Genomic DNA, 11,748 nt, shown 5'->3' on the forward strand with positions numbered 1-11,748 from the left:
ACGCGCCGTGGAGACCCGGTTCCGGTCAGTGTTCCTCGACGGTTCCTGGCAGCGGCCCGATTCGAACGAACTGATCACGGTCCGCTCACCGGCCACGGAGGAGGAGGTCGGATTCGCACCGCGGTGTTCCCTGACCGATGTGGACAGAGCAGTTGATTCCACGAGCCGGGCGTTCGGTGCGCGTGACGGCTGGTCGCGGTGGGAGCCCGAGCGCAGGGCCGACGTGCTGGACCGGCTGGCGGACGTGCTGGGTCGCAGGGCGGGCCGCATCGCCCGACTGATCAGCAGTGAGAACGGCATGCCGGTCTCGCTCTCCGCGCCAGTGGAAGGTGCGGGCCCACCGAGACTGCTGCGGTACTACGCCGAGCTCATCAGGAAGACCGAGCCCGAAGAGTGCAGGCCGGCGCTGACCGGGTCCGGTTCCACCATCGTCCGCCGCGAGCCGGCCGGTGTGGTCGCGGCGGTGGTGCCGTGGAACTACCCGGCGACGCTGACCATGTTCAAACTTGCTCCAGCCCTGGCGGCAGGCTGCACGGTGGTGCTCAAGCCCGCGCCGGAAACCGTGCTCGATGCCTGTGTCCTGGCCGAGGCGGTGGCCGAGGCCGGACTGCCCGACGGTGTGGTCAACGTGGTCCCCGGTGATGGACACGTCGGTGCCCATCTGGTGGCACATCCGGGAGTGGACAAGGTGAGCTTCACCGGATCGACCACCACCGGGCGGGCGATCGCGCGAGTGTGTGGTGGGCTGCTGCGGCCGGCGACCCTGGAACTGGGCGGCAGGTCGGCGGCGATCGTTCTGGACGATGCCGATCTCGCCACGGCGATACCTGGCCTGATCGGCACCGCGTTGGTGAACTCGGGTCAGACCTGTTTCGCGAACACGAGGATCCTGGCACCGCGCGGCCGTTATGCCGAGGTACTGGAGGCCGTCACCGCGGCTACGGGGGACCTCGTACTGGGAGAGCCACTGGACCGGGCCACGCAGATCGGCCCACTTGTGAGCAGGCGTCAACGCGATCGCGTCGAGTCGTTCATCGAGTCCGGCCTAGCGACAGGAGCGAGGCTGACCACCGGCGGCAGGCGCCCGGCCGGCTTCGGCCGCGGCTGGTATCTCGAACCGGCGGTATTCGGTGACGTCGTACCCGGTTCGGCGCTCGCCCGGGAGGAGATCTTCGGTCCGGTGCTCACCGTGCAGCCTTACGCTGACGTCAGCGAGGCCGTCGCACTCGCCGACGATTCGGACTACGGCCTGGCGGGCACCGTGTGGACGGCCGACCCGCAGCGCGGGCTTGACGTGGCGCGGCGCGTGCATACCGGCACCTTCGGTGTGAACGGCTACTCACTCGACCACGGCGCACCGTTCGGCGGGGTCAAGTCCAGCGGGTTGGGCCGCGAACTCGGCCCTGAGGGGCTCGACGCCTATCTGCGACTGAAGTCGATCTACCGGTAGGCGGGGTCAGGTACCGTCGCGTGGTGCCAGACGGGCCGCCCTGGATTCCAGATAACGCTGCTCCGGGACGCTCAGGGTCCGCCGTGCCGCCATCCGGTAGTGGATCCTGGCCGCCTCCGTGTCGCCGGCCATGTCGAGCAGGTGCGCCCGGACGGCCGCGACTCGATGGTGCCCTTCGAGCGCGGGCTCGGACTCGGCCTCCGCCAGTTGTGCCAGGCCGACGCGCGGACCGTGCACCATCGCGACGGCGATGATGCGGTTCAGACTGACCATCGGACCTGGTGCGATGCCGTGCAACAGATCGTAGAGGCCGAGAATCTGCTTCCAGTCGGTGTCCTCGGCCCTGGCCGCCTCGTCGTGCACCGCCGCGATGGCGGCCTGTAGCTGGTATGGCCCGATCGGTGCGTTCGCCAGCGTCTCGGTGATCAGGCCGATGCCTTCGGCGATGGCTTCGGCGTCCCACAGGCTGCGATCCTGCTCGGCGAGCGGAACGAGAGTGCCGTCGGCCCTGGTGCGCGCGGGGCGGTGGGCGTCGGTCAGCAGCATGAGCGCGAGAAGCCCGGCGACCTCGGGGTCGTCGGGCAGGCGGTCGTGCAACTGCCGGGCCAAGCGGATCGCTTCGGCGGTGAGTTCGACTCGGTGCAGCGCGCTTCCGGAACTGGCGGTGTATCCCTCGTTGAAGATCAGGTACAGCACGTGCAGTACCGCGGCCATCCGCTCGGAGCGTTCGGCCTCAGCCGGCATCCGGAACTGCGCACCGCTGGCCTTGATGCGCTGTTTCGCCCGGCTGATGCGTTGGGCGACCGTCGACTCCGGTACCAGGAACGCGCGGGCGATCTCCGCCGTACTCAGCCCCCCGACGGCTCGCAGGGTCAGTGCCACCTGCGAAGCCGGGGTGAGTGAGGGATGACAGCAGAGCAGCAGCAGGGTCAGTGTGTCGTCGACCGCCGACGCCGGCTCGGGCTCGGGCGTCGCCAGGACCGCGACGGCCTCCTCGCGTCTACGACGAGCGGTATCGCTTCGCCACAGCTCGGTCCACCGGCGGCAGGCGACGGTGATCAACCAGCCCTTCGGGTTCTCGGGCAGACCATCGGACGGCCACTGGCTCGCGGCCGCGACCAGTGCCTCCTGCACGGCGTCCTCGCAGATGTCGAAGCCACCGAACCGCCGCACGAGTATGCCGAGCACCTGCGGCGCCAGTTCCCGTAACTGGCGCTCGACCTCGGTATTCGTACTCACCTGCTGCTCACAGCCCCACCCCTTGCCGGGCGCCGCCAACCGGCCGCCGAAGACTTTTCCCGGACATGTCGAGATTAGCCCGTCGGCTTCTACACCCCTACAGACGCACCCGAGGGGGTGCCGGATGCAGAGGAGCCGGTATGACGTTCACCAGCCTGCCGCTGATCGCCGGGTCAGTGTCAACGGTGATATTCGTGGTCAGCTACTTGCCGATGCTCGTGAAAGCGGTGCAGACGAAGGACCTCACGTCGTACAGCCCGGTGAACCTGATGCTCACCAATCTCGGCAACGCCGTGCACTCGGTGTATGTGTTCAGCCTGCCGGTCGGCCCGATCTGGGCGCTGCACTCGTTCTACGCCGTCGCGGGCACGCTGATGCTGATCTGGTACTGGCGTTACACCCGAGGGGCGAAGTCGGGCAGGACCCGGCCGGCTCGTGCCGAACGCCTCCCGCTCAGCACGGTTCGGGGCCTGTCACGCCGGGCGGGTACGGCACGGTCGAGCGCGTTCGTACCCATGACGCCCGCGTCCGCGCTCGTCCTCGACCGGTCCGTGCCGATGGCGGCGAGGCAGAAATGACCGAACCCCGCCTTCCGCGGTGCAGGCCACCTCCGCAGGCCGGCGGTGACGTGAAGAATCCACGCTCTTCCCGTTGGTGGCGCACTTCTTTTCCGCCCTTTTCCGGTCCCACGATAAGACGGCACGCGACGCGAACCGTTGTTCACCGTGGCCCGCGAAAGGCGTAACGAACCTGCCGGCCCCGGCGCCACGCCGGGCAGGCAGTACCTGATGGAGGATTTCATGGATTATGCGATTTCGGCCGAAGGCCTGGTGAAACGGTTCGGCGAGACCACCGCGATCGATGGTGTCGACCTGGCCGTGCGCACGGGCACCGTATTCGGGCTGCTCGGTCCCAACGGCGCGGGTAAGACGACCGCGGTGCGCATCCTGGCGACGTTGCTTCAGCCTGACGAAGGACATGCGACGGTCGGTGGTTATGACGTCGTGCGCGACGCCCACCAGGTGAGGCAGCTCATCGGCCTGACCGGGCAGTACGCGGCGGTGGACGAGACGCTCACCGGCGCGGAGAACCTGTTGCTCATCGGCCGGCTCCTTAACGTGTCCAAGCGGGAAGCCCGGCAGCGGGCGAAGGAGCTGCTCACGAGCTTCCAGCTGGAGGAAGCGGCCGATCGGCCCGCGAAGACGTACTCGGGCGGGATGCGGCGGAGGCTGGACCTGGCCGCCAGCTTGGTCGGGAGACCACGCCTGCTCTACCTGGACGAGCCGACGACCGGCCTCGACCCGCGTAGCCGCCTCGAGTTGTGGGAGCTGGTGCGGGGTCTGGTCGCCGACGGCGTCACCGTTCTGTTGACGACGCAGTACCTGGAGGAGGCCGACTCGCTGGCGAACGAGATCGCCGTCGTCGACCACGGCAAGGTGATCGCCAGCGGTACACCCGCCGACCTGAAGGCCAGGACGGGTGCCCAGTCACTGGTGGTCAAACCGCTGATCGACACCGATCTGAACAGGGTGCTGTCCGTGGTCTCCGCGATCACCGGTTCCAGTCCCTCCGTCGAGGGCCAGGTGATCACGGCGGCGGTGACCGACCCCGCCGTCCTGCCGAACGTCGTTCGGCGGCTGGACCAGGAGGACATCGCCATCAGCGAGCTGTCGCTGCGTGGATCCAGCCTCGACGAGGTGTTCCTGTCGCTGACCGGGCGTACCGCGGACGAGAAGACGTCCAGCCCAGGCACCGGCACCGCGGCCGACACCGAAACCGAGACGACAGAGGAGGTGGCGGTATGACCACCGCGCTCCTGACCGCATCCCGTCCCATCGACCTCTCGCCGCGGGTCAACCCCGTCAACGGCCTGCGTCAGGCATTGACCCTCGCGTGGCGCAGTCTCGTGCGGATCAAGCACGATCCCCGGGAACTGGCCGACATCAGCGTTCAGCCCATCATGCTGACGCTGTTGTTCACGTTCGTCTTCGGCGGTGCCATCTCCGGCGGAGTCGGTTCGTACATCCAGTTCCTGTTGCCCGGTGTGCTGGTCGGCAACATGCTGTTCGCCACGCTGAACGTGGGCCAGGGGCTCAACTCCGATCTGTCCAAGGGGGTGTTCGACCGTCTCCGGTCCCTGCCGATCGCACGGTGGGCGCCACTCGCCGGACGGATAGCCGCGGACCAGTTCAAGCAGCTCTGGTCGATTCTGCTGATTCTCGGTATCGGTTTTGTGCTCGGGTTCCGGCTGGAGAACGGTTTTCTCGGCCTGCTGGCGGCGGCGGGTCTGCTGCTCGTCTTCGCCGCGGCGTTCTCCTGGGTGGTGGTGCTGATCGGCGTCACCTCGAAGGAAGCTGAACAGGTGCAGATGTTCGGTATGGCCATTCTGCTGCCACTGTGCTTCGCCAGCGGTCAGTTCTCGCCGCCGGAGACGATGCCCGGTTGGCTGCACTGGTTCGCCGACGTCAATCCGGTTGGGGTGCTCATGCAGGCACTCCGTGGTCTGATCAACGGCGGGCCGGTCGCGGGGCCGGTCGTCTGGTCGCTGGTATGGGCGGCGGTCATCGTGCTCGTCTTCGCGCCGATGTCGTTGCGCGCACTCAAGAAACGAGCCTGAGCCGCGGCCGGGCAGATGTGGTTCATCTCCGCGGTACCAGTCGAGGAAACCTGGTACCGCGGAGATGCGCCGCGCGACTGTCGTATGCGGACAGTGCGCTCGTGACATGGCCCCAGGTCAGCAATATCGAAGCTGCCAGGTGAACAGGATCCCAGCCATGCTGGTGGTATCGCTGACATGGAAGGACAATGAGGATGGTCATGGAAAGTGTCGAGCCGGGTTCGCCGTCTCTCTCCGCCTCGCTCATGCGGATGATCACGGGGTTCTACCCGTCCAGGGCCATCTACTTGGCTGCGGATCTCGGTCTCGCCGATCTGCTCGCGGCCGGGCCGAGGACGGCCGCCGATCTCGCGGCCGCGACCGGCACCCACACGCCTTCGCTGACCCGCGTGCTGGGGTTGCTCACGAGTACCGGAGTGCTCGTCCAGGACGCCGACGGCAAGTTCGGGCTCTCGCCGATGGGCGAGTTGTTGCGCACCGACACGCCGGACTCGGTTCACCAGATCGCGCTGTTGTTCGCCGGGCCGCTACAGCACCAGCTGTGGGGTGAACTCGAGCACAGCGTGCGAACCGGTGAGTCGGCGTTCGAACGCGCACTCGGCGAACCGGTCTTCAGTTACCTGTCGAAGCATCCGGAAGAGGCCATCGTCTTCGACAGGGCGATGACCTACTTCGCCACCCAGATCGCGACGGGCGTCGTCGAGGCGTACGACTTCTCCCCGTTCGACACCGTTGTCGATGTCGGTGGCGGTCAGGGAATGCTGCTGCGCAACGTGTTGCGCGCCTATCCTGGGGTCAACGGGATCCTGTTCGACCGTCCGGAGGTCGTCGACGGGGTGCGTGCCGAGATCGCCGAGTCCGATCTCGCTGACCGGTGCGCCGTGGTCGGCGGCAGCTTCTTCGAGGAAGTGCCCAGCGGGGGTGAGGTGTACCTGCTCAAGAGCATCATTCACGACTGGGACGATGAGCACAGCGCGGAGATCCTCGGAAACTGCCGTCGCGTGATGCCGGAGAACGGCAGGTTGCTGTTGATCGACCAGGTTGTTCCGGACCGTGTCGGCCTGTCCGCGGAGGACGAGATGATCACGGGCAGCGATTTGAACATGATGGTGACCATCGGCGGCCGGGAGCGGACCGAGGGGGAGCTGCGCACCTTGCTCGCGAACTCGGGATTCGAACTCAACAAAATCGTCCCGCTCGGCGGGTTGGAGCGCGGCATCCACGGCGTCTGCAGTGTGATCGAGTGTATGCGGGCAGCGTGAACCGGAAAGCAGATCGTGAGTGACCGTCGCGGATGAGGAGGACTGACCGATCGCGCTCTCGGCAGGTGCCGGCTGTTCGTGGCCGGCACCTGCCGAGAGTGTCGTTATGCGGTGAACTCCGCTTGTCCGGTTTCCGATAATGCCGGGAGGAATTACTCCAGCGGAAAAAAAATCCGATAAGATCCGAGACGGGCGAAGCGAGCAAGTATTACGGAGACGAACCGCCGACAGGAAGGGTGTCATGTCGCAGACCAAGGATTGGCGTGAAAGGTGGCAGCAGAGTGCTGAACTCCTTGAGCGCAAAACGGGCGCCGGAGTCAAGGAATGGAATCGCCGCGTGGTGGACACCGGAATCGGCACCGAGTCCGAGTTGAAGAAGTGGCTCAAGGAGCAGGGTGTCACCGGATTCGCGCAGACGCTCCTCGTCAGGGAGCGGTTTGGCTACCCCGAGTACACCACCGCGAGCGCCGACGAACTCGTTGAAGGACAGTACGCGGGCAAGGAGAGCCTGAGGCCGATATACGACCGGCTCATCGCGGTGGCGGCCGACGTCGGGGAGGTAACTCTCCAGGTGCGCAAGAGCTATGTCTCCTTGATGACGCCGAAGCGCAAGTTCGCCGTGGTGAAGGCGAGCACCAAGACCAGGGTCGATCTCGGGATGCGAATCGAGGACGTCGAGCCGCATGGGCGGCTGGAGTCGGCACAGGTGATGCGGGACGAGTCCTCGACCGTGCGAATTCCACTGACCAGCGAGTCGGACGTGGACGACGAGGTCGCGGACTGGCTCGCCAAGGCGTACCAGGCCAACAGCTAGTGGCGTAGGACGAACAGGATCACGCGACACCAGGCTTCTGGAACGCGCAGGACCGGGATGGGGGGGCACTGCGGACGAGCTGCCTTCCCCTGGTCAGCTCGTCCGCGGTGCCTTGTCGTCAGTCCGTTTCGTCCGGGGTGTCCAAGATTTTGATTACGGCACACGAGGCGGTGATGCTCGGTCCCGTCGCCACCATCAGCAGATGATCGCCCGGACCCAGTTGACCGGTCGAGACCAGGTGACGGAAACCGAGTAGGGGATCACTCGCGCCGCAGTGTCCGATGTCGCGACCGTAACCCCAGGTTGACTTGGCGATGTCCAGGCCGAGTGCGGTCATGCCACGGCCTTCGATGAATCCTCGGTCGACATTGACCACCGCCGTTCTGGACACGTCGCTGATGCTGATACCGGCCTCGGACAGGCTGGTCTCGACGACCTCGATCAGCTTCTCTCTCGCGTTGGTCGTCCGTTCGACCAACGCGGCCTGAAACACCGGTCCCTGCGTTTTCGCACCACCACGGGTGAAGTCGACCTCCCTGCCCGCGGTCATGGCAGGGGGAAAGAGTGGCTCACCGAGCATGGTGAGATCGGTGTCCACGGCCGGAGCCGAGATCGACTTCACCGACAACAGCTGGGCGAAGCCGCGGTCCTTCGAGAGTACGACCGCACTGGCCGCGTCACCGGGGATGAACGGCCCGCCAGTGCCCCACCGGTCCATCAGCGGTGTTCCGTAGTTGTCGGCGGCCACCAGCAGCGCCGTTCGCCGGTCCCGGTCCGCTGCCAGATAACTCGCGCCAACTTCCAACGCGCCGAACATGCCGTTGCAGCCCTGCTTGATCTCCAACGACAACACATCGCCACCTACGAGGTGGTCCTGCAGGTATGACGGCGGTAGCCAGCCCTCTGGTCCGTGCGGCCACGTTGTGGCGTACAGCAACAGATCCACATCGGTTGGGGAGGTGCCCGCGCGGTCGAACGCCTCTCGTGCCGCACGCAACGCCATTTCCGGGGCCGGCATGTCCCCAGCCACCGCTGCCCCGGTCAGACCTTCCGGGTCGGCCCTTTCGGCCGGGTACAACCCCTGGGCGACGGCGGACTCGACGCTCACTGTGGGTGGAACGTGAACGCCGAGTCCCGTGATGAACATCTGCGGTGTTCGCACCACCGCACCTCCTTGGTCTACATGCCGGACCGCCGAACGGGCCGGTCAGCGACGTCATTGGTCCCGTCCCGAGAAACGTACGCGAGACACAACATTCCCCAATCTTCTCGAATGCTCTACCTGGAGCCGAATCGTTGGCCGGGTACCGCAGACCGCCGATTCCGGCCACACTGCATGCCGGGAGAAGCACCAGCACCACAACCGCTGTGAGGGTGGTGACGTTCGACCGGCCGGGGTCGGCCTGCGGAGCCGGCCAACCCGGTTCACGGGCGATGTCCGGGTTTCTCGACGCGAGGAGCGTGCGGTGAACGATTGGCTCGAGTTCTGGAACGGCACACACCGCGTCTACGTCAATGACCGTCATCGGGAGGTGCACTACCGCCGGGTCGCGACGGATATCATCGGATTGCTTCCCGATTCGGGGGCGCACGTGCTCGACTACGGGGCGGGAGAGGCCCGGTTCGCCGGCTGGATCGCCGCCTCCGCGACGCGCGTGACGTTGTGCGAGGCCGCAGCGGAGGTCCGCGGAAACCTCACGGCACGCTACGCGGGACATCCGAAGATCACCGTGATCAGCGAGCAGGAACTCTCCGTGGTTCCCGGCGGATCTGTCGGCCTGCTGGTGGCGAACTCAGTCGTGCAGTATCTCGGTCGCGACGAGCTCGAGCGGTTGCTCACCGAAGCCCGCAGGCTTCTCGCGCCTGCGGGAGTGCTGTTGATCAGTGATGTGGTTCCGAGAGCGGGAAGCGTGCTCGCCGACGCCACTTCCTTGCTCCGCTACGCCATACGGGAGCGGTTCTTCTGGGCCGCGCTCCGTGCCCTGGCCGCGACCGCGTTCTCGCCCTACACCAGAATTCGCCGGCGACTGGGCCTCACCCGGTACGACGAGTCCGAGATGCTCGCCCTGTTGTCCGCACACGGATTCTCCGCTCGGCGACACACCCCGAACCTCAGTCACAACCAGAGCAGGCTGGCCTTCCTGGCAACAAGGCGATCTGAAACGAGCTGACAACGGAGCGGGCCGCGGAGCCCCGCACGCCCGAAGATGCTTCGCGCCGCCATTCGGTGTCAGATTCAGGGCAAGCACACCAATGCCGCGTTCTGGTCAAGGAGGAGACAGTGCAATCCACTCAGGTTCCGCAGCGGGACGAGCTGGTCCGGCGAGTTTCGGAGATCGCGCCCGTTCTGCGCGCCAACGCGGCATGGTCGGAGGAGAACAGGCGGCTGCATGACGAGTCGATTGCCGCGCTGGCCGATGCCGGAGTCTTCCGGATGCGGGTGACAGGTCGCTATGGCGGCTACGAGTGCGACGCCCGGACCTTGGTCGATGCGGGAATGGAGCTGGGCCGCGCCGATGGATCCACCGCGTTCACCGTCGCGCTCTGGTGGATCACGTCCTGGATGCTTGGCCTGTTTCCGGATGAAATCCAGGAGGAGGTCTTCTCGACCACGGATGTGCGCACGTGCGGCACACTGGCCCCGACGGGGACAGCTGTTCCCAAACCCGGTGGAATCGTCGTGAGTGGACGGTGGGCGTTCAACACCGGTGCCGCGCACAGCCAGTGGAAGCTGCTGTCCGCGATGGCTCCGGCGGAAGGCGGCGGCGAAGAGCCGATTCTCGCGGTCGTGCCGATCGGGGACGTCGAGATGGCCGACGACTGGAACGTCACCGCGCTCCAGGGTACGGGTAGCGTCACCGCGACGGCGAGCGACCTGTTCATCCCCGAAGGCCGGTATGTGCGCATCGCGCCTTTGCTGAATCAGGAATCCTTTTCCGAGCTGAACGCGGGAACCCCGATGTACCGCGCGCCGATGATCCCCGCGGTGTCGGCCGCGACCGTCGGGAAGATCGTCGGGTTGGCCAAGGCAGCGCGCGAGGCGTTCTTCGAGCGGCTTCCCGATCGCGGCATCGTCTACACCGGATACTTCAGTCAGCGAGAGGCCGCTGTCACTCATCTGCAGGTGGCCCAGGCGGCACTGTCCATTGATGAAGCGGAGTTCCACGCATACCGGCTGGCGGACATGGTGGACGGTAAGAGTGTCAGGTCCGAGGCGTGGTCGCTGGAGGAGCGGGCATACTCCCGAATGGCGATCGGTCGCGTGTGTGAGTTGACTAAGGCCGCCGTGGACACCTACGTCATGGCGAGTGGCTCGGTGTCGATCCAGCGAACGGCTCCGCTGCAGCGGATACAGCGAGACCTCGACGCGATCACCCTGCACGGCCTGAACCTGCCCGCTACCAACTTGGAGCTCTACGGCCGGATCCTGTGCGGCCTCGAGCCCAACTCGCCGTACGTCTGAGGGCGAGCCGGGCACGAACAGGCCCGGTTCCCGGCAGCGGTGACAGACGAATACCCGGACACGGTTGGTGTGTCCGGGTATTCGTCTGTCACCGCTGCCTCAACTGGTCGTGCTGGCCGGCCGTGCTTTCCCCCGATGCTGGCGCAGGAAATCGCGAACATCCTCGATCAGCAACCCGGGCTGCTCCATCGCGGCGAAGTGTCCCCCGCGGTCGAACTCGGTCCAGTGTGTGATGTTGGGGTACTCTCGGTCGGCGAGCTGGCGGATCGGAGCGACGATGTCGTGCGGGAACACCGCGACGCCGACCGGTACCTCGCACCGCACTGGCGCCCGGCCGGGATCATCGTGCCCGGCCAGCGCCGCCCGGATCTGTTCACCGATCTCGAAGTAGAGATCGGCTGAGGTTCCTGCTGTGGCGGTGAGCCAGTAGATCATGACGTTGGTGAGTAGTTGGTCGCGGTTGATGGCGTCTTCGGGGGCTTTGTCGGAGTCGGTCCATTCCTTGAATTTTTCGATGATCCAGGCGAGTTGGCCGACGGGGGAGTCGGTGAGGCCGTAGGACAGTGTCCGCGGCCGGGTCGACTGAAGCTTCATGTAGCCAGGCTGGTCCTCGTCGAACTGTCTGATCCTGGCGAGCCGGGAGCGATCCTGTGCGCTGAGGTTGTCGAGTTCACCGTCGGCTCCAGACGGGCGGGTGATCAGAAAGTTCACGTGTGCGCCGATGACCCCGGCATCCTGCCCGCAGACTTCGAGCGAGATCAGTGCGCCGAGGTCGCCGCCTTGGACGGCGTAGTGGTGGTAGTTGAGGCGGTGCATGAGGGTGGTCCAGGTTTGGGCGACTCGGGGGATGGTCCATCCGGTGTCGGGGGTGGGGCCGGAGAAGCCGAATCCGGGGATGGTGGG

11 protein-coding genes are annotated in these 11,748 nt (G+C 66.2%); 8 read left to right on the plus strand and 3 right to left on the minus strand.

Going from position 1 to position 11,748, the window contains the following annotated elements:
- The first annotated feature begins 7 nt into the window (after positions 1-7).
- On the plus strand, positions 8-1,450 hold the full coding sequence (locus D0C15_RS29590) for an aldehyde dehydrogenase (RefSeq protein ID WP_116051418.1): 1,443 nt from the start codon (positions 8-10) through the stop codon (positions 1,448-1,450).
- A gap of 6 nt (positions 1,451-1,456) precedes the next feature.
- Here D0C15_RS29590 and D0C15_RS29595 read toward each other — a convergent pair whose 3' ends face one another.
- Entirely contained in the window at positions 1,457-2,689 is a 1,233-nt protein-coding gene (locus D0C15_RS29595) for an RNA polymerase sigma factor (protein WP_116051419.1), read from the minus strand.
- Positions 2,690-2,829: 140 nt separating this feature from the next.
- Here D0C15_RS29595 and D0C15_RS34835 point away from each other — a divergent pair, with 140 nt between their 5' ends.
- The 5 genes from D0C15_RS34835 (at position 2,830) to D0C15_RS29620 (ending at position 7,382) form a co-directional block, all read left to right on the plus strand.
- Entirely contained in the window at positions 2,830-3,267 is a 438-nt protein-coding gene (locus tag D0C15_RS34835; RefSeq protein ID WP_211323376.1) for a hypothetical protein, read from the plus strand.
- 222 nt (positions 3,268-3,489) lie between these two features.
- Positions 3,490-4,494 carry an ATP-binding cassette domain-containing protein gene (locus D0C15_RS29605; RefSeq protein WP_116051427.1) on the plus strand — a complete coding sequence of 335 codons (1,005 nt, stop codon included), beginning with the start codon at positions 3,490-3,492 and terminating at the stop codon, positions 4,492-4,494.
- A complete protein-coding gene (locus D0C15_RS29610) occupies positions 4,491-5,306 on the plus strand; it encodes an ABC transporter permease (RefSeq protein WP_116051420.1) in 816 nt (271 codons plus the stop codon). The genes D0C15_RS29605 and D0C15_RS29610 overlap by 4 nt, the downstream gene beginning before the upstream one ends.
- Positions 5,307-5,506: 200 nt before the next feature.
- Positions 5,507-6,568: a methyltransferase gene (locus D0C15_RS29615; protein WP_211323377.1), complete on the plus strand. Its 1,062-nt coding sequence runs from the start codon at positions 5,507-5,509 to the stop codon at positions 6,566-6,568.
- A gap of 241 nt (positions 6,569-6,809) precedes the next feature.
- Positions 6,810-7,382, plus strand: coding sequence for a DUF5655 domain-containing protein (locus D0C15_RS29620; protein WP_116051421.1), 573 nt, complete (start codon positions 6,810-6,812; stop codon positions 7,380-7,382).
- Between the two features lie 118 nt (positions 7,383-7,500).
- Here the strand turns inward: D0C15_RS29620 and D0C15_RS29625 are convergent, their stop codons facing one another.
- Positions 7,501-8,544, minus strand: a complete 1,044-nt coding sequence (locus tag D0C15_RS29625) for a ketoacyl-ACP synthase III family protein (RefSeq protein WP_116051422.1) — start codon at positions 8,542-8,544, stop codon at positions 7,501-7,503.
- Positions 8,545-8,848: 304 nt separating this feature from the next.
- Between D0C15_RS29625 and D0C15_RS29630 the strand changes: the two genes are divergently transcribed.
- On the plus strand, positions 8,849-9,553 hold the full coding sequence (locus D0C15_RS29630) for a class I SAM-dependent methyltransferase (protein ID WP_211323378.1): 705 nt from the start codon (positions 8,849-8,851) through the stop codon (positions 9,551-9,553).
- 110 nt (positions 9,554-9,663) lie between these two features.
- Complete coding sequence (locus D0C15_RS29635) at positions 9,664-10,845, plus strand: acyl-CoA dehydrogenase family protein (protein ID WP_116051424.1); 1,182 nt, start codon at positions 9,664-9,666, stop codon at positions 10,843-10,845.
- A gap of 99 nt (positions 10,846-10,944) precedes the next feature.
- Here D0C15_RS29635 and D0C15_RS29640 read toward each other — a convergent pair.
- The coding region (locus D0C15_RS29640; protein ID WP_162830300.1) for an alpha/beta fold hydrolase at positions 10,945-11,748 on the minus strand (804 nt) is incomplete at its 5' end.

The sequence above is a fragment of the Amycolatopsis palatopharyngis genome (genome assembly GCF_003385185.1).
Lineage (GTDB): Bacteria > Actinomycetota > Actinomycetes > Mycobacteriales > Pseudonocardiaceae > Amycolatopsis > Amycolatopsis palatopharyngis.

What these genes read in the sequence shown, in the direction of transcription:
- D0C15_RS29610 (WP_116051420.1), top strand. Translation starts at nt 4,491, where the DNA reads ATGACCACCGCGCTCCTGACCGCATCCCGTCCCATCGACCTCTCGCCG.
- D0C15_RS29620 (WP_116051421.1), top strand. Translation starts at nt 6,810, where the DNA reads ATGTCGCAGACCAAGGATTGGCGTGAAAGGTGGCAGCAGAGTGCTGAA.
- D0C15_RS34835 (WP_211323376.1), top strand. Translation starts at nt 2,830, where the DNA reads ATGACGTTCACCAGCCTGCCGCTGATCGCCGGGTCAGTGTCAACGGTG.
- D0C15_RS29615 (WP_211323377.1), top strand. Translation starts at nt 5,507, where the DNA reads ATGGAAAGTGTCGAGCCGGGTTCGCCGTCTCTCTCCGCCTCGCTCATG.
- D0C15_RS29605 (WP_116051427.1), top strand. Translation starts at nt 3,490, where the DNA reads ATGGATTATGCGATTTCGGCCGAAGGCCTGGTGAAACGGTTCGGCGAG.